20 protein-coding genes are annotated in these 16,799 nt (G+C 67.1%); 8 read left to right on the forward strand and 12 right to left on the reverse strand.

What is annotated here, in order from left to right:
• Positions 1 to 34: 34 nt before the first annotated feature.
• Together HV798_RS13020 and HV798_RS13025 are read left to right on the forward strand one after the other, a co-directional pair.
• Positions 35 to 931 (forward strand): aldose epimerase family protein, encoded by an 897-nt coding sequence (locus HV798_RS13020; protein WP_175192755.1) that lies wholly within the window; start codon positions 35 to 37, stop codon positions 929 to 931.
• 83 nt (positions 932 to 1,014) lie between these two features.
• Positions 1,015 to 1,371 carry a hypothetical protein gene (locus tag HV798_RS13025; protein ID WP_175192754.1) on the forward strand — a complete coding sequence of 119 codons (357 nt, stop codon included), beginning with the start codon at positions 1,015 to 1,017 and terminating at the stop codon, positions 1,369 to 1,371.
• Between the two features lie 31 nt (positions 1,372 to 1,402).
• Here the strand turns inward: HV798_RS13025 and HV798_RS13030 are convergent, their stop codons facing one another.
• The 3 genes from HV798_RS13030 to HV798_RS13040 all read right to left on the reverse strand — a co-directional run bounded on the left by HV798_RS13030 (position 1,403) and on the right by HV798_RS13040 (position 3,684).
• Positions 1,403 to 1,660 carry a hypothetical protein gene (locus HV798_RS13030; RefSeq protein WP_175192753.1) on the reverse strand — a complete coding sequence of 86 codons (258 nt, stop codon included), beginning with the start codon at positions 1,658 to 1,660 and terminating at the stop codon, positions 1,403 to 1,405.
• A gap of 181 nt (positions 1,661 to 1,841) precedes the next feature.
• Positions 1,842 to 2,855 carry a zinc-binding alcohol dehydrogenase family protein gene (locus HV798_RS13035; protein ID WP_175192752.1) on the reverse strand — a complete coding sequence of 338 codons (1,014 nt, stop codon included), beginning with the start codon at positions 2,853 to 2,855 and terminating at the stop codon, positions 1,842 to 1,844.
• Between the two features lie 34 nt (positions 2,856 to 2,889).
• The gene (locus tag HV798_RS13040) at positions 2,890 to 3,684 is read right to left on the reverse strand and encodes an SDR family NAD(P)-dependent oxidoreductase (RefSeq protein ID WP_175192751.1); all 795 of its coding nucleotides are present in this window, start codon (positions 3,682 to 3,684) and stop codon (positions 2,890 to 2,892) included.
• A 112-nt stretch (positions 3,685 to 3,796) separates the two neighbouring features.
• On the opposite strand from HV798_RS13040, the gene HV798_RS13045 reads away from it, so the two are divergent.
• Positions 3,797 to 4,714 (forward strand): LysR family transcriptional regulator, encoded by a 918-nt coding sequence (locus HV798_RS13045; RefSeq protein WP_175192750.1) that lies wholly within the window; start codon positions 3,797 to 3,799, stop codon positions 4,712 to 4,714.
• Positions 4,715 to 4,751: 37 nt separating this feature from the next.
• Here HV798_RS13045 and HV798_RS13050 read toward each other — a convergent pair whose 3' ends face one another.
• Positions 4,752 to 5,258, reverse strand: a complete 507-nt coding sequence (locus HV798_RS13050; RefSeq protein WP_175192749.1) for a DUF6496 domain-containing protein — start codon at positions 5,256 to 5,258, stop codon at positions 4,752 to 4,754.
• Positions 5,259 to 5,453: 195 nt separating this feature from the next.
• Here HV798_RS13050 and HV798_RS13055 point away from each other — a divergent pair, with 195 nt between their 5' ends.
• Positions 5,454 to 5,672, forward strand: coding sequence for a dodecin (locus tag HV798_RS13055; protein WP_025138019.1), 219 nt, complete (start codon positions 5,454 to 5,456; stop codon positions 5,670 to 5,672).
• A 780-nt stretch (positions 5,673 to 6,452) separates the two neighbouring features.
• Here HV798_RS13055 and HV798_RS13060 read toward each other — a convergent pair.
• Both HV798_RS13060 and hpxZ read right to left on the reverse strand, forming a co-directional pair.
• Positions 6,453 to 7,007, reverse strand: coding sequence for an NADPH-dependent FMN reductase (locus HV798_RS13060; protein ID WP_175192748.1), 555 nt, complete (start codon positions 7,005 to 7,007; stop codon positions 6,453 to 6,455).
• A 121-nt stretch (positions 7,008 to 7,128) separates the two neighbouring features.
• The gene (gene hpxZ, locus HV798_RS13065) at positions 7,129 to 7,506 is read right to left on the reverse strand and encodes an oxalurate catabolism protein HpxZ (RefSeq protein ID WP_175192747.1); all 378 of its coding nucleotides are present in this window, start codon (positions 7,504 to 7,506) and stop codon (positions 7,129 to 7,131) included.
• 201 nt (positions 7,507 to 7,707) lie between these two features.
• On the opposite strand from hpxZ, the gene HV798_RS13070 reads away from it, so the two are divergent.
• Positions 7,708 to 8,250, forward strand: a complete 543-nt coding sequence (locus tag HV798_RS13070) for an antibiotic biosynthesis monooxygenase (RefSeq protein WP_025138016.1) — start codon at positions 7,708 to 7,710, stop codon at positions 8,248 to 8,250.
• 70 nt (positions 8,251 to 8,320) lie between these two features.
• Here the strand turns inward: HV798_RS13070 and HV798_RS13075 are convergent, their stop codons facing one another.
• The 6 genes from HV798_RS13075 to HV798_RS13100 are packed head-to-tail and all read right to left on the reverse strand — an operon-like array spanning position 8,321 to position 13,418.
• Positions 8,321 to 9,028, reverse strand: a complete 708-nt coding sequence (locus HV798_RS13075; protein ID WP_175192746.1) for a GntR family transcriptional regulator — start codon at positions 9,026 to 9,028, stop codon at positions 8,321 to 8,323.
• Between the two features lie 33 nt (positions 9,029 to 9,061).
• Entirely contained in the window at positions 9,062 to 10,492 is a 1,431-nt protein-coding gene (locus tag HV798_RS13080) for an AtzE family amidohydrolase (protein WP_175192745.1), read from the reverse strand.
• A complete protein-coding gene (locus HV798_RS13085) occupies positions 10,489 to 10,671 on the reverse strand; it encodes a DUF4089 domain-containing protein (RefSeq protein WP_175192744.1) in 183 nt (60 codons plus the stop codon). Before HV798_RS13085 ends, HV798_RS13080 begins: the two co-directional genes overlap by 4 nt.
• A gap of 36 nt (positions 10,672 to 10,707) precedes the next feature.
• The gene (locus tag HV798_RS13090; RefSeq protein ID WP_175192743.1) at positions 10,708 to 11,529 is read right to left on the reverse strand and encodes an ABC transporter ATP-binding protein; all 822 of its coding nucleotides are present in this window, start codon (positions 11,527 to 11,529) and stop codon (positions 10,708 to 10,710) included.
• A gap of 2 nt (positions 11,530 to 11,531) precedes the next feature.
• The gene (locus HV798_RS13095; protein WP_025138011.1) at positions 11,532 to 12,407 is read right to left on the reverse strand and encodes an ABC transporter permease; all 876 of its coding nucleotides are present in this window, start codon (positions 12,405 to 12,407) and stop codon (positions 11,532 to 11,534) included.
• A gap of 3 nt (positions 12,408 to 12,410) precedes the next feature.
• Positions 12,411 to 13,418, reverse strand: coding sequence for an ABC transporter substrate-binding protein (locus tag HV798_RS13100; RefSeq protein ID WP_025138010.1), 1,008 nt, complete (start codon positions 13,416 to 13,418; stop codon positions 12,411 to 12,413).
• 280 nt (positions 13,419 to 13,698) lie between these two features.
• Here HV798_RS13100 and HV798_RS13105 point away from each other — a divergent pair, with 280 nt between their 5' ends.
• The 3 genes from HV798_RS13105 to HV798_RS13115 all read left to right on the forward strand — a co-directional run bounded on the left by HV798_RS13105 (position 13,699) and on the right by HV798_RS13115 (position 16,767).
• The gene (locus HV798_RS13105) at positions 13,699 to 14,610 is read left to right on the forward strand and encodes a LysR family transcriptional regulator (protein WP_175192742.1); all 912 of its coding nucleotides are present in this window, start codon (positions 13,699 to 13,701) and stop codon (positions 14,608 to 14,610) included.
• 123 nt (positions 14,611 to 14,733) lie between these two features.
• Complete coding sequence (locus tag HV798_RS13110; RefSeq protein WP_175192741.1) at positions 14,734 to 15,408, forward strand: DUF4286 family protein; 675 nt, start codon at positions 14,734 to 14,736, stop codon at positions 15,406 to 15,408.
• Positions 15,409 to 15,447: 39 nt separating this feature from the next.
• Positions 15,448 to 16,767 (forward strand): MFS transporter, encoded by a 1,320-nt coding sequence (locus HV798_RS13115; protein WP_175192740.1) that lies wholly within the window; start codon positions 15,448 to 15,450, stop codon positions 16,765 to 16,767.
• The last annotated feature ends 32 nt before the right edge of the window (positions 16,768 to 16,799 follow it).

Raw genomic sequence — 16,799 nt, forward strand, 5'->3', positions numbered from 1 at the left:
CCACGCGGCCGTTGCAGCGCCGCGGGAGCCCCCGATGTCCGATCTGCCTTTTGCCGCGCCGCTGGATGCCAGCGAGCGGGTGACGATTGCCTTTGGCCCCCATCGCGCCGAGTTCGCACCGGGTGGCGGCGGGCGCCTGACGCGCCTGTCGACCGACGCGCACGACTGGATCGTGCCGTTGGCCGAATCCGAATGGTCGCCCGCGAAGTGGCCGCGCGCGGGGTCCTATCCGCTGGCGCCGTATTCCAACCGGGTGCGCGATGGCGTGTTCACCTTCAACGGTGCACGGCATCCCTTGCAGTCGTTGCCGGGACGGCCGCAAGCCATTCACGGCAGCGCCTTGTACCAGGCTTGGCAGGTACGTCACCTGGCCGACGATGCAGTGGATCTGGTGCTGGACCAGCCTGCCGGCGTGCTGGGCTGGCCGTGGGCATTTGAATGCGTGCAGCGTTACCGGCTGGATTCGCGCGGTTTGTCGCTGACGCTGCTGATGATCAACAAAGGCGATTCGCCCATGCCGTTCGGCTGCGGCATTCATCCGTATTTCACGGCCGAGCGGGTGGCGTTGCATGCGCGCCGCCACTGGCCGGCGGATGCCGATGGCCTGCCCACGGGCAGCCAGACCACCCATGTGCGCGAGCTGGGCTGGTCGGCCGCGGGCTGCGATACCTATCTGTCGCAATGGGGCGGACGCGCCACGCTGCATTGGTCGGATGGACACGAACTGGCGCTGCACGCCGATCCGGCCTTCGCGCATCTGGTGGTGTACACCGCGCCGGGCTCGTCGTTCCTGTGCGTTGAACCCGTGACCAACGTGGCCGACGCCTTCAATCTGGCGGCGGCGGGCGATACCCGCACAGGCCTGCAAGTGCTGGAGCCCGGCGCGCGTTTCAGCGCCACGCTGCTGCTGGCGCTGCAACCGCCCCGTTGAATCTGCCGGCCGGTATGAATGTCCGCTGGCAAGCGCCCGCTGCTACGGCGATAATCCGGCAAAACCAGTCCAGGAGTCGTTACGTGAAAAAGCTCAGCACCGAACAATTGCAGGCCGCGGCCGAGACGCTGCGCCGGGTCCAGGCCAAGCTGGCCCGCTCGGGCAACCTGCCGCTTGAGCCGACGATCTACGCCAGCGCCAAGGGTTTTCGGCGCAACGTGCCGGAATACGTGTGGTCGTGGCTGTCCGGCCTGCTGGCGCCGCACAAGAGCCTGTCCGCGTGGATGGATGTGCATCAGCCGGGCTGGCGCGAAGGCAAGACGCCATCTGCGGTGGTGTATGCGCGCACCGAGAATGGCTGGTTCGATTGGCTGATCGCCGAGTTGGATGCCGAGATCAGCGATCCGCACGCTCGTGCCAAGCGCGAAGGCCAGGCCTGACCTTTTTAAGGGGGGCGCGTACTGCCCGCGCCTAGGTCCGGGACCGCAGGCTGCGGGCGCGCAGCCGCTGCAGCAGCAGGAACAGCCCTTCCAGCACGGCGGCCACCAGCAGGGCGGCCAGCACCGACCCCAGCACCAGCGAATCCCACATGCGCGGCGGGCCGACCCGGAACTGGATGGTGTCGAACACCAGCCCGGCGGTGACCCCGGCGACGACGGCCGCTTTCCACCCTTGCAGGGGGACCAGCCGCAGCATCAGCAGGGCGAACGCCACCATGCCCCAGAGCATGGGTTCCGCGGCTTGGCCGAACAGGTGACAAATCAGAGCAGACTCCCGAAAACGCGGCGACAGGCCGAAAAGCCCGTCGCGCGCAGTCGAGTTTGTACCTCTTTCTTTACGGCAATGCGAGACACCCGTCCTATTTTTTTCAGGGGCCGCCCGCGTCGTTTTCGAAACGGGCGGGCGGGTGTCAGAAGCCTTCCAGCACCACCTTGCCCTGGGCCTTGCCACTTTCGATGAAGGCGTGTGCGCGGCGCAGGTTTTCGGCGTTGATCTTGCCGTAGTGCTCGCCCAGCGTGGTGCGCAGGGTGCCGTTGTCGATCAGCCGTGCGGCCTGGTTCAGCAGTTCGTGCTGGGCGATCAGGTCGGGCGTGCCGTGCAGCGGTCGCGCGAACATGAATTCCCAGTGCAGCGAGGCCGACTTGCCCTTGAGCAGGCGCACGTCGATGGCCGCGGGGTCGTCGATGAGGGCGATCTTGCCTTGCGGGGCGACGGCCTCGGCCATCTGCGCGAAGTGCTTGTCGGTCTGATTCAGGCCGGCAATGAAGCTCACTTGCGGATAGCCGATGCGCTTGAGTTCTTCGGTCAGCGGCTTGCTGTGATCGATGACATGGTGGGCGCCCAACTCGCGCACCCACGCCTGGGTTTCGGGCCGCGACGCGGTGCCGATGACGGTCAGGCCGGTCAGTTGGCGTGCCAGCTGGACCAGGATGGAACCTACGCCGCCCGCCGCGCCGATGACCAGCAAGGTGCCCTGGCTGGGGGCGGCGTTGTCCAGCACGCGCAGGCGGTCGAACAGCAATTCCCAGGCGGTGATGGTGGTCAGGGGCAGGGCGGCGGCCTGGGCGAAGTCCAGGCTTTGCGGCATGCGGCCGACGATGCGCTCGTCCACCACGTGCAGTTCGCTGTTGGCGCCGGGGCGCGTCAGGGCGCCGGCATACCAGACGCGGTCGCCGGGCTTGAACAGGCTGGCCTTGGCGCCGACGGCGCGCACGATGCCGGCGGCGTCCCAGCCGATGATTTCGGGCTGGCCGTCCTTGGGCTTGCGGTTGGCGCGGATCTTCACGTCCACCGGGTTGACGGATATGGCCTTGACCTCGACCAGCAGGTCGTGGTCGCCGGGCACGGGATCGGCGGCGGTGATGTCCTGCAGCGATTGGGGATCGGTGGCGGGCAGGTTCTGGAAGTAGGCGATGGCTTTCATGGGGGCTCGATGAGTCGGGGTTCGAAGAGGGGGATCAGGCGATGGTGCGCACCACGCCGCCATCGACGCGCAACGCGGCGCCGTTGGTGGCCGATGCCTGTTTCGAGCAGGCGTACACGACCATGTTGGCGGCTTCTTCCACGGTGGCCAGGCGGCGCAGCAGCGAGCTGGGGCGGTGCTGGGCGATGAAGTCGCGTTCCATCTGGTCTTGCGACACGCCCTGTTCCTTGGCCATTTCGGCGAAGAAGTCGGCCACGCCTTCCGAACGCGTGGGGCCGGGCAGCACCGCGTTGACGGTGACGCCGGTGCCGGCGGTCAGTTCCGCCAGGCCGCGCGACACGGCCAGCAGCGCGGTCTTGCTGACGCCGTAGTGGATCATTTCAGTGGGAATGTGCAGGGCCGATTCGCTGGAAATGAAGACAATGCGGCCCCAGTTGGCGGCCAGCATGCGCGGCAGGTAGTAGCGCGACAGGCGCACGCCGCTCATGACGTTGGTGTCCAGCATGGTCTGCCAGTCGTCGTCGGTGATTTCCGTGAACGACTTGGGCTCGAAGAAGCCGGCGTTGTTGACCAGGATGTCGATGTCAGGATGCGCGGCGCAGATCGAGGCGGCGCCGTCGGCGGTGGCGATGTCGGCCTGCACGGTGCTGACCTGCGCACCGGGATATTGGCGCGCGATGGCGTCGGCGGCCTGCTTGAGCTTGTCGGCGTTGCGGCCATGCAGCACGACTTGCGCACCGGCCTCGGCCAGGCCCTGGGCGATGGCCAGGCCGATGCCGCCGGACGATCCGGTGACCAGGGCCTTCTTGCCGTTCAGTTCGATTTTCATGGGGGACTCCATTGCAGGTTCGGGGGTGTGGCCATGATTACCTGTCCGCGGACAATGAAAAACCGGCTAGCATCGGACTCAGTTTCAATAATTTTTTGAAAATGAGCCCATCATGCTTCGGTTTGAAGACCTGCGGATCTTTGTCGCGGCGGCGGATCACGGCAGTTTTTCGGCGGCGGCGCGCGAGCTGGACTTGACGCCCGCGGTCGCCAGCGCGGCGCTCAAGCGGCTGGAACTGACGCTGGAAACACGGCTGTTCGTGCGGTCCACCCGCAGCCTGCGCCTGACCAGCGACGGCGAGCGCTACCTGGAATATGCCCGCGCCGCGCTGTCGACGTTGCAGGCGGGTCAGAATGCGCTGGCACGTGACAAGACGGCGATTTCGGGCACCTTGTCGGTGTCGATTCCGTCGGACCTGGGCCGCAATGTGCTGCTGCCCTGGCTGGACGAATTCCAGCTGCGCCATCCGCGCGTGAGCTTCCAGGTGCGCATCAGCGACCGGTTGGCCGACCTGTACCGGCAGCCGGTCGATATTGCCCTGCGCTACGGCACGCCCAACGACTCCAGCCTGGTGGCGCTGCCGCTGGGCGAGCACAACCGCCGCGTGGTGTGCGCATCGCCCGCCTATTTCGCGCGCCATGGCATGCCGCAGGCGCCTGCCGACCTGCGCCGCCACAACTGCCTGTGCTTTGTGCTGGGCGAATCGCTGCACGACCGCTGGACGTTCGAGCGCGGCGGCGCCAGCCAGGTAGTGCCGGTCAAGGGTGACCGCGTTGGCGACGACGGCGACCTGGTGCGGCGCTGGGCGTTGGCCGGACACGGCGTGGCCTACAAGTCGCGCTACGACGTGCTGGGCGACCTGCGCGCCGGCCGGCTGGTCGAAGCGCTGCCTGACTATGCCAGCGAGCCGTCGCCGCTGTACCTCTTGTGCGTGCACCGCATGCTGCTGTCGCCGACGGTCAAGCGCCTGCGCGAATTTCTGCAGGCGCGCTTGCGCGACTTTGAAGCGGGCGTCGACACGGGGCAGTGAAGTCGCGGCAGGCGGCGCCCGGCCCCGCGGCCCTGCATCAACGATGCGCGGCCGCTCGTGCATTGGCCGCCCGGGTGCGCGCCGCTTTCTTGGCAGCGGCCGACCGGCCCGCTGCGCCCTTGGTGGCCGCCGCCTTCTTTGCCGCCGCCGAGCGGTCCGCGGCCGTACGCGACGCCGCCGCCTTGCTGGCATGGCGCGACAACGCGGCCTTGGAGGCCGGCTTGGTGCTTTCCTGCTTCAGGGCGCGGGTCGTGGCGCGGGCGCGCGTGGCGGACTTGGCGTGGCCGTCGTGGGCAGCCTGGCGGTCTTGTTCCGCCTTGCGTTGGGTGGCGGCGCTGGCCTTCTTGGGGGCGGGCAGGTCGACGCCGGCGCGGCGCGCCTGCGACAGGCCGATGGCGATGGCCTGCTTGGTCGAGCGCACGCCGTGCTTGCCTTTGCGGACGCGGTCGATTTCGTCGCGGACGAATTCGCCGGCCTGGGTGGATGCCGATTTGCCTTGCTGCTTGTCGCGCGTGGCGCGTTGCAGGGTTTTTCGTTCTGGCATGACGAGACCTCCTTGCTAGCGGTTGCGAAAAGCGAGTGGCGGGTCGCGACCGAGGCCGCGGACGTCGGAACTCGTAACACCACTCTAGCGCCCAGCGGGTATCCTGGGTGTTCGAATGGATTGCCGGTCGTAAGCGCCGGAACCCCGCGCGCTGCCGACGATTCGCGACTCACCCTTCTACACCGGAGACGAGCTATGTCGAACCATGTCTACAAGCAGATCGAATTGGTGGGGTCTTCCACCAAGTCCACCGACGACGCCATCACCCAGGCCATCGCCCGCGCATCCGAAACCCTGCGCAACCTGGATTGGTTCGAAGTCACCGAGGTGCGTGGCCACATCAAGGACGGCAAGGTGGCGCACTGGCAGGTCGGGTTGAAGATCGGCATGCGCCTGGAAGGCAACGAAGGCTGACGATCGCGCCGCGGGCGGGGCGCTGCGCCGCAGGCCACGCCCGCGCCGATGCCGCAGCGGGGTTGCAGTTGCCAACCGTCTGCTTCTTTTTTGAGCGCCCCTTCCAAGTGATTGTCGGATAAGGAATTTTTCAGCTTGTCATGCGGCTGTTCATAGGTTTGTCCACATTCGATGGGGACAAACTGGCGCCGCATCGGGCTACCGTCGGGAAGCCGACCCAACGCCTCGAACCTGGCCCAGCCCTGAGCGTTTATTGCCCGCCCCTCGCAAGGTCTTGCTGGCAAAGGAATTTTTGCGTCTGCCCGCAGGCTGTCCTCAGCCTTATCCACATTTCCCGGGGACAACATGGTGCCATCCCCTGCCCATTTGGGCCTTTCTTGACCACCCCTTGCAGGTCATTGATGCACAAGGGAAATATGTACCTGCCCTCAGTCTGTCCTCATGCTTGTCCACAGAATGCTGGGACAAATGCACAACCGCGGCTTGATGTGCCGCGGGAACGCCTGAAGAGGCCGTATTCATCCCCACGGCGGTGGATAAGTGGCCCAAAAATCCGCCAAATGGACGATTGCGCAATGTTTGACCGGCTGTCGCAAGTGCTTGGCGCCACACGGTTTTTCGAGACTGCCCCACACCTGTCCTCAAGCTTCTCCACAGTTCAGGGGGATAAGCCGCGCGCATAAAAAAGCCCCCCGACGTATCGGGGGGCTTGATCGCCCGGAGGTAAGCGGGCGATCGGTGCCGGGCGGGGAGGCGCCCCGGACCCGGCCACGGCGGCGATCAGGCGTTGAACTTCTTGACCCAGTCAACGTAGCGGTCGATCCAGCCTTGCAGGAATTTGCGCGTGCCTTCGTTGGTGATGTTGTATTGGTCGTCGACCAGGCCATCGGTGTACTGCAGGAAGACTTCCGGCGTGGTTAGGGCGACGGCGCCTTCGGCAGCCAGGATATTGCGCAGGTGCTGCTGCATGAGCGCGGTGCCGGCGGCGCTGGGCGAGGTGCCCAGGATGCCCACGGCCTTGCCGGCCCAGGAGTTCTGGCCCCACGGGCGGGTGCCCCAGTCGATGGCGTTCTTGATGGCGGCGGGCACCGAGCGGTTGTGCTCGGGGGACACGAACAGGATGCCCTGGGCGTCCAGGATCTGCTGCTTGAGCTTGGCGGCGGGGGCGGGCAGGTTGTTCTCGTTGTCCTGGTTGTACAGCGGCACATCGCCCAGGCTGACGTAGTCGAACTTGAAGTCCGCGGGTACCAGTTTTTCCAGCGCACGGGCCAGGCGCAGGTTGATCGACGCGGCGCGCAGGCTGCCGACGAAGACAGCGATCTTGTAGGTGCTCATGGGGCAGGTGCTCCAGGGGACTAGGGAAAGTCCAGTGTAGACCTGTCCTCATGACGGCTCAATGCCAGCCGGCCAATAAGGTTATGGCGCGGCTTGATGCAGGTCAGGCCCTGCGGCCGGCTCATCCCGCCATCAGGCTGACATGCGCCGACACCACGCGCCAGCCATCGGGCGTGCGCATCCAGGTCTGGCTCTGGCGGCCGATGCGGTCGCTGCCGTCGCGCTGGAATTCGAGGTTGGCGGTGGCGAAATCGCGGCCATAGGTGGTGATCGCCGTGCGCAGCACGCGGCGCGCCAGCCCCTGGGGCGAGCGGCCCGCGCGAAAGGCGCGGATGGCGTCGTAGCCGTAGAGATTTTCCCCGGCGCCATAGCGCAGGGTGTGGGGGCTGTTCCAGAACAGCTCGTCCAGTACCTCGACCTGGTTGTTGACCAGGGCGGTTTCATAGCGGGCGAAGGCAGCGGTGACCTCGGCGACGACGTCGGGCAGATTGATGTCCATCGAATTCCTGGTTGTTCATGCACCGTTGTGGTGCGTTATTTAGGGTAATCACCAATATGGTGTCTGTTGCGGTGCGCAAATTTTGCGGCGGTCGTCAATATCGCCCTTGCTGCGGGGGGAATGCTGCACCGCAAGGCTGGCACGCGGCTTGCTAGGGTAAACACTGCATAACACGCTGTACGCTGCCCCAGGAGTTCCGCCATGTCCAGTTCCGCAGTTTCCGCCCCGGTCACCATGCTGGTCACCCGTCACATCACGCCCGAACGCTACGGCGATTTCCTGTCCTGGATGCGCCAGGGCGAAATCCTGGCCGCGGGCTTTCCCGGCTTTCTCGGGTCGGGCGTGCTGCAACCGCCCGAAGGCGGCGACCAGTACCAGATCGTGCTGCGTTTCAACGACGAGGCCAGCCTGACGCGCTGGGAAAAATCGCTGCCGCGCCGCATGTGGCTGGAACGCGGCGCCAACCTGGTACGCGCCAGCCATGCGCGCCGTGTCAGCGGCATGGACGCGTGGTTCGGCACGCAAAGCAGCAGCACGCCGCCGCGTTGGAAGCAGGCGGTCAGCATCTGGCTGGCGTATTTTCCAGTGCTGCTGGCGTTCTCGTTGCTGGTCAGCGAACACCTCACGGTGCTGCCGGTGTTCTGGCGTGCGCTGATCACCAGCGTCGCCCTGACGCCGGTAATGGTGTACGTGTGCATCCCGTTCGTCACGCGCCGGCTGGACCGCTGGTTGCGGCCGCGCTGAACGACACGGTGCCGCGGGCGGCGGGCGCAGGCCCGCTCGCTGCGCGGGGTCGGTTGCCATGCCGCCGCGCCTAGGCCGCCTGCGCGCGGCGCGTGGCGTACATGCGATGCAGCGTGATCTTGCGCACGGCGGCCTGGCTGTCGCCGATATGCGCTTGCAGCAGCGCGGTCGCCTGCCCGGCATCGCGCTGCAGGATGGCGGTCAGGATGGCGCCGTGTTCGGCGTAGGTGCGGGCGATGCGTTCGGGCTGGGTGAAATCCAGTTGCCGCACGATGCGGATGCGCTCGGTGGCCGCGCGGTGCACCCGCGCGATTTCGGGGTTGCCGGCCGCGGCGACCAGGTCCATGTGAAAGCGCTCGTCCAGGTTGGCCAACCAATCGCCATCGTGGGAATAGTCTTCGGCATCCACCAGCCAGGTGTCCAGCAGCGGTTGCAGCGCGCGCAGCGGATCGGGAATCTGGCCTGGTGCACACAGGGTGCGCACCGCCGCCGTTTCCAGCACGCAGCGCAGTTCATAGAAGTGGTCCAGCGTATCGAAGTCCAGCGGCTTGACCAGCCAGCCGTTGCGCTGGCGTACCTCCAGGTAGCCCTCGCGTTCCAGGCGGAACAGGGCCTCGCGCACCGGCGTGCGGCTGACGCGCAGGCGGTCGGCGATTTCGGTTTCGGTGAAGCGGTCGCCGGGCGCCAGCCGGAAATCCAGGATGTCGCGCTTGAGCGTGCCGTAGGCGGCATCAGCCAGGTTGCGGGGCGTATCGAGGACGGCGAAGGGGGAGTCCATGTCTGGGCCTGGGGTGACGGTCGATGGGCGGATCTATGCCGCAGCCACTGAGGCGGCTGGGGTGGCGGCCACAGCGGCCGTGACGGTGCGTACGCCGGCTGCGTCGGCCTGCTCCAGCCGGTGCGCGGCCAGCAGGCAGTCGGCTTCGCGCCACGGCGCGCCGATCAATTGCACGCCCAACGGCAGGTGCGCGTCGCGGCCGACGCCAGGCCAGGTCGGCGCGGCGCACACGGGCAAGCCCAGGCACGAGATCGGCTGGGTCAACAGGCCCATGCTGGCGCGCGCGGGCAACGTCCGGCCGGCCAGCGTCAGGCTGTCGGTGCCGATCACGGTGGCGGGCACGGGCGTGGCGGGGGCGATCAGCACGTCGTAATGGTCGAACAGCGCCAGCGCTTCGCGGTACACGCGCTGGCGGATGCGTTGCGCCTGCTGCACCCAGGCGGCGGGCACGAGGCTGCCGGCCACCAGGCGGGCGCGGGAATGCGGTTCGTAGTCGTCGTACTGCGTGGTGAGGCGGTGGCGATGCAGGGCGCCGCCTTCGGCCGCCGTGATGATGAAGGCCGCGGCGCGGGCCTGCTCGGCGCCGGCCAGTTCCACGGTATCGACGGCGCCCAGTGCGCGGGCGGCGATGTCGACGGCCAGGCGGGCCTCGGGGCCAGTCCAGTGGGCGAAGTAGCCGCCCAGCACGGCCACGCGCAGCGGCCGGTCCGACGCCAGCCCGGCCAGCGTCGGTTCCGCGGCGCGTTGCGCGCAGGCGTTGTCGTCGCGGTCGGGGCCTTGCAGCGCGTCGTAGGCAGCGGCCAGGCCTGCAGCATCGGCGGCAAAGGGCCCCAGGTGGTCCAGGCTGCCGACAAAGGGATAGGACCCGGTGCGAGCCAGGCGGCCGAAGGTGGGCTTCAGGCCGAACACCCCGCACAGCGACGCGGGCACGCGGATCGAGCCGTTGGTGTCCGACCCCAGCGTCAGCGGCACCAGGCCGCCGGCCACTGCGGCGGCGCTGCCGCCGGACGAGCCGCCCGCGATGCGGGTGACGTCGTGCGGATTGCGGCAGGCGCCGTAGTGGGTGTTTTCGGTGGTGAAGCCGTAGGCGTGCTCGTCCATGTTCAGCGCGCCCACCAGCACGGCGCCAGCGTCGCGCAGGCGCGTCACCAGCGTGGCATCGCGCGAAGCGGGCGGGTTGCCGGCGTTGACGTGGCCGCCGGCCAGCGTGGTTTCGCCGGCAATGTCGAACAGGTTCTTGACGGCATAGGGCACGCCGGCCAGGGGCGGCAGGGGCTCGCCGCGTGCACGGCGGGCGTCGATGGCGGCGGCCTCGGTGCGGGCACGGGCCTCGACGACGGCCGTGAAGCCGTTGTACTGCGGATCGAGCTCGCGCACGCGGGCCAGCGTGGCCTGCAGCACGTCTGCCGCGCTGCGTTCGCCGCTGCGCACCTGCCGCGCAATTTCCAGGATGGCGCTGTTCACGGGCGGAACACCGATGCCGATTCCAATTCCACCGGCAAGGCCTCGTCGATGAAGGTGGCGGCGATGTCATGGATGCGCGAGAACTGCTGTACGACGTCGGCCGTGTCCGCCTCGCGCAGCGCATAGCCCGACAGCGCCAGCGCGCTGCGGACGTATTGGTCGATGGTTTCCTGGGTCATGGCGGGTTCTCCGGAAAAGGGCGGGTATGGCAGGGCCTAGCGGCGCACTTCGCGCTGGAAAATTTCCAGGCTCAGTTTCTTCATGCCGATGAAGCCGGGTTCGGACAGGGTCTCGACGGTGCGCGGACGCGCGTCGCCGTAGTTCAGGATTTCGGCCACGCGGGTGGGCCGCTTGGTCAGCAGCAGCACCTGGTCGGCCAGGTACACGGCTTCTTCCAGGTCGTGCGACACCAGCAGCATGGTGGTGCCGGTCTGCATGAAGACTTCCTGCAGCTTTTCGCGGATGAACAGCGTCATCTCGAAATCCAGCGCGGAAAACGGTTCGTCCAGGAACAGCACTTCGGGGCCAGGGGCCAGCGCGCGCATGATCGAGGCGGTCTGCTGCTGCCCGCCGGATAGTTCATACGGATAGCGCTTGAGATCGAACTTGACGTCGAACGACGCCACCAGTTCTTCGACGCGCGCGTCGACCTCGGCCTTGCTGCGGCCTTCCAGCCGCAGCGGATAGGCGATGTTGTCGATGGTGCGCAGCCACGGGAACATGGCTTCGCGATAGTTCTGGAAGACGTAGCCGATCTTGGTCTGCGCCAGCGACTTGCCGTCGAACAGGATCTCGCCCGCGTCGATGGGAATCAGGCCCGCGATCATGTTGATCAGCGTGGACTTGCCGCAGCCGTTGGGGCCGAACACCGAGACGATCTTGCCCTTGGGGATGTCCAGGTTGAAGTCTTCGTACAGCGGCCAGCCGGCGAAATACTTGGTCAAGCCGCGGATCGTGATGTGCGTGCCGGCCGGGCCTGGCTCGAACGGGGCGGGCGCAGGGGCAGGGGCGATGACGGGGTTGATGACAGTGGACATGGTTATCGGCCGCTCCAGTGGACCACGCGCTTTTCCAGCACCAGGAAGACAATGTTCAGCACATAGCCGAGGGCGCCCGCAGCCAGGATCGACGCGTACATCTCGCGCACGTTCAGCACCTGCTGGGCATTGATGATGCGGTTGCCCAGCCCGCTGTCGGCGCCGATGAACATCTCGGCCACGATCACGATGACCAGCGCCATCGACACGCCGCTGCGCAGGCCCACGAAGGTCGGCTGCAGGCTTTCCCAGATCAGCACGTCCTTGAAGATCTGCCAGCGCGAAGCGCCCATGACCCGCGCCGCCATCACGCGTTGCTTGCGGGCATTGATGACGCCGTAGGCGCTGTTGAACAGGATCACCAGCACGGCCGCGAAGGCGGCGATGGCGATCTTGTTCATGTCGGTCACGCCGAAGATCATCAGGAACAGCGGGATCAGCGCGGACGACGGCGTCGAGCGAAAGAAGTCCACCAGGAATTCCACGCTGCGATAGGCCTTTTCGTTGCTGCCCAGCAGCACGCCCAGCGGCACGCCGATCACCCCGGCGATCACGAAGGCCTGCAACGTGCGGTTGACGGATGCCAGAAAGTCGCCCAGCAGCGGGCCGCCCGCCATGCCCTTGGCCAGCGCCACGAGCGTGGCGCTCGGCGTGGGCAGCAGCACGGGGCTGACCAGTTGCAGCCGCACCACCAGGTCCCACACCACGAACAGCGCCAGCGGGCCGATCAGCGGCAACAGGCGCGTGGCGGTCCATTTGCGCGGCGGGCGGGACGTCGGCGCGCCGGTGATGGCAGGGGGCGCCACCGTGGCGGCCGGCTTTGCAGCCACGGCGGCGGCCGGTGCGCCGGGCGTGCGGTTGGCGTTGATCGCATCCATGGCTCAGCCCTTGTACAGCATCGAGGCCACGTCGACCTTCTGCGCGAAGATGCCCTTGTCGGCGAACAGGTCGAAGAACTTCTGGAAGTACTGGATGTCGCCGGGGGTGAACTCGTTGTACAGGGTGTAGGCAGCCAGCGGCACGGCTTCGGTCATGGGGCCTTCGATGGCGGTGTAACCCTTCATGAAGGGGCGCGCCTCGTCCGGTTTGGTGCGAATCAGCTCGATGCCGCGGGCGTACGCGGCGATGAATTTCTTGCTTTCCTCGGGGTACTTCTTCAGGAACGCGGTGGTCAGCGAGGCCGATCCGCCGAACCACGGCGCCATCGGATCGCCCAGCACGTACTTGGCGATCACGCCCGCTTCGAGCACACGGGTGGTGCCGTTCAGGCGGCCGACCGTGCCCGTGGGTTCCAGCGTGTAGCACGCGTCCAACTGGCCGGCGGCAACCGCGGCGACGTGCTGGCTGATTGCCAACTCGACCACGGTTGCCCCGGTTGCGCCGGCGCGCTCCAGCACTGCTTTGGCCAGCGTGGCATTCTGGATGCCGGGTCCAGAACCGACCTTTTTCCCCTTGAGGTCTGCGATGGATTGGATGGGACTGTCTTTCGCGACAATGAACTCGTCCAGCACGTTCTTGGCGTTGCTGGGGTTGGACGCAAAAATCTTGAACAGGCCGGGCGAGGCGATCTCGCCGATGGCCAGGTTGGCCGAACCCGTGCCATTGGCGCTGCCGTCGGCGCGGCCGGCCAGCATGGCTTCCATGACTTGCTGGGCGCCCGCGAACTTCAGCGCTTCGACATTCAGGCCGGCTTCCTTGAAGTAGCCCTTTTCGATGGCGGCATAGAACGGCAGCCCGGCTGCCACCGGCCAGTAGCCGATGCGGATGGTCGGGCCAGACTGCGCGCGCACCAGAGCGGGCGCGGCCAACGCGGCGGCTCCCAGCGCGGCGCCCTGCATCAGCTTGCGGCGGGTGGCGTTGAAGGCAAAGGGCGCGGGGCGGTTGGTCATGCGGAACTCCTGGTCGGCGGGATGGGCGCTTGTAGACAAGCTTGCATACCAGGGACATAAGCAAGACCCGTGCCAACTTGTGAACATGGCACCGTTTCCCGGGGCCGCGCGGGCAGGCGATCCGCGTCGGGGCGCGTCGTGAACCAGATTGGTGCATGATCGGCACCGCGGCAGGGCGGCAGTGGCGGGCGCGCGCCGTCAGGCGGTAGGATGTGGGCGGATCAAGGCTTGCCGCCTTGGCGTACTGAGAAAGGGGCGCGTCGCCAGGCGCGCCGCGGATATGAATACCCGTTTTGTCGAAGCATTTCTGTGGTCCGCCCGCCTGGGCAGTTTCCGTGCGGCCAGCGACCGCCTGCACATCACCCAGGCCGCGGTGGCCAACCGCATCGCCTCGCTCGAAGAGGACATCGGCGCGCGGCTGTTCGAACGCGATGCCAAAGAGCTGCGGCTGACGGCGGTGGGCACGCGCCTGCTGGACTACGGCGAACGCCTGCTCGAACTGCGCCAGCAGATCCTGTCGCTGGGCCGCACCGGCGACGAAGTGTTCGGCCTGGTGCGCATCGGGGCCATCGAAACCGTGGTGCACACCTGGCTGATCGGCTTTCTGACCAACTTGCGGTCCACCTATCCGGGCATCGAGGTGCAGCTGACTTCCGAAACCACCCGCGCATTGCATCGCGGCCTGCGCGAAGGCACGCTGGACATCGCCTTCCAGACCGACCTGCTGACGGACACCGGCGTCATCAGCACGCCATGCCTGCCGATGGAGATGGGCTGGGTCGGGCCGGCGGGCGACGAAGAAACGCTGACGGTGCAGCAGCTGCTGAGTGAACCCGTGCTGACCATGAGCCCCGGCTCGCAGCCGCACGAGGCGCTCAAGAACCTGTTTCGCGAGGCCGGCATTCCGCTGGGCAAGGTGCACTGCGTCAGCTCGATCTCGGCGCTGGCGCGGCTGGTGCGCAGCGGTTTCGGCCGTGCGCTGGTGCCGTTGCCGCCCATCTACGAATACGTGGCGCGCGGCGAGATGCAGGTGATCCGCAGCGACATGCCGGTGCCGCCGCAATTGCTGGTGGTGAGCTATCTGGAAGGCGCCGGGTCCGATGCCATTCGCCTGGTGGCCGAACTGGCCAGCCGCGCATCCGACCAATACACCGCGTCGGTCACGTCGCCTAAATTCGGCTCGGCGCAATAGAGTTATCCCTTAGTGGGCTTTCAGTAATTCTGTTGCCGCCGCGAAAAATTACTCGTTTGGCTGGAAAAGGCCTGTCGGCCGAAGATGACCCCCTTCTGCAACCGAAGGGTTTTTCTTCTTGCCATGAGCCAAGCCAACACGTCTTCCACGCTGCCGCCCAACGGGATGCTGTTCGTCGCCTGCGACGTCGATCCCGCGTTCGAAACCGATTTCAACCGCTGGTACGACCGTGAGCACGTCGAAGAGCGCGTGCGTATCCCGGGCTTTCTGTCGGGCGCGCGCTATTTCTCGCTGTCGGGCGGCCGCAAGTACCTGGGCCTGTACCGCACGGAATCGCTGGGCGCCTTCACCACCGCCGACTACCGCGCGGCGTTCGAACGCCAGACGCCGTGGTCGGTGACCAATCTTGACCGCATGCGCGACCCGATGCGTCGCGTCTGCGCCGTGCAGGCCGTGACCGGCTTCGGCAGCGGCAGCCATATCGCGGTGCTGCCGCTGGTGTTCGGTGGCGACGCCGCAGCGTTGGTCGACCGCGCCGCCGAGGCAGGCGCCACGCTGGCCAAGACCGACGGCTTCGTGCAGTCGTACCTGCTGGCGCCGGATGCTGCCCTGAGCGGCCCGCTGCCGCGTGAATCCACCGAAAACCGCCGCCTGGACCCGATCTTCGTCGTCGAGGCCAGCTCGGCCGACGCGGCCAGGGCGCTGGCCGAGCAGGCATCTGCGGCGCTGGGCGTGCGCGCCGCCGACGCCTGGCTGCTGGCGCTGGGCTGGAAGCTGGCGGACGCCGACCTGCGCTGATCTGCGGCGCAATCCACACATCACACATGGGGAAACACAATGGCTGAAAACACGCTGCATGCGCCGGCAACCGCGCACCCGGCGGCCTCGCCGGACAAGATGAAACGGTTGGCGATGGCCAGCTCGGTCGGCACCACGCTGGAGTGGTACGACTTCACCATCTACAACCTGATGGCCGCGCTGGTCTTCAATTCGATCTTCTTTCCGTCGTTCGACCCGCTGACGGGCACCATCCTGGCGTTCTCGACCTATGCGGTCGGGTACGTCTCGCGGCCGCTGGGCGGCTTCGTGTTCGGCCACCTGGGCGATCGCCTGGGCCGCAAGTTCGTGCTGGTCGCCACCTTGGTGATCATGGGCATCTCGACCGGCCTGATGGGCATGCTGCCCACCTACGCCAGCTGGGGCGTCTGGGCGCCGGTGGCGCTGGTGGCCTTGCGCTTCATCCAGGGCGTGGCGCTGGGCGGCGAATGGGCCGGCGCGGTGCTGCTGTCGATGGAACACGGCAAACCCAACCAGCGTGGCCGCAACGCCTCGTTCACGCAGGTCGGGCCGTCGTGCGGCACGCTGATCGGCACCGGCTTCATCGCTGTCATTTCGGCCTGGCTCAGCCCCGAGGAATTCCAGGCCTGGGGCTGGCGCGTGCCGTTCATTTCCAGCGTGGCGCTGGTGCTGTTCGGCCTGTGGCTGCGCCGCGGCGTGGAAGAAACGCCGGTGTTCCTGGAAATGGAGCAAAAGCGCGAAACCGCCAGCACGCCCATCAAGGAAGTGCTGGGCCAGCACTGGCGCCAGTTGCTGGTGGCCGGCGGCTCGCGCATCGGCTCGGACGTGCTGTACGCCCTGGTGGTGGTGTTCACGCTGACCTACGTGACGACGGTGCTGCACCTGTCGCGGCCCATGGCGCTGACGGCGACCATGCTGGGCGCGGCATTGAACGCCCTGGCCGTGCCGCTGTTCGGGCATCTGTCGGACAGGATCGGACGTCGTCCGGTGTACCTGGCCGGCGCGGCGCTGGGGATCGTGTGGGCGTTCGTCTTCTTCACGCTGATGGACACCGCGCATCCCATCGCCATCTGCGCCGCCGTGGTGGTGGGCCTGTTGATCCACGCGATGATGTACGGCCCCCAGGCCGCCTTCATCACCGAGCAGTTCCCGAGCCGGGTGCGCTACGCGGGGTCGTCGCTGGCCTACACGCTGGCGGGCATCGTGGGCGGGGGCTTTGCGCCGCTGATCATCGCCAGCCTGTTCAAGTCGTGGAATTCCACCCTGGCGATCTCGCTGTACGTGGCCGCCGCGCTGCTGGTCACCGCCATCGCGGTGCTGGCGGCCAAGGAAACGGCCAAGGCGCCGCTGCAACGCTGATGACGCGCCGGGGCCAGGCTGGCCCCGGCTGC

The organism is Achromobacter deleyi (assembly GCF_902859705.1).
GTDB lineage: Bacteria > Pseudomonadota > Gammaproteobacteria > Burkholderiales > Burkholderiaceae_B > Achromobacter > Achromobacter deleyi.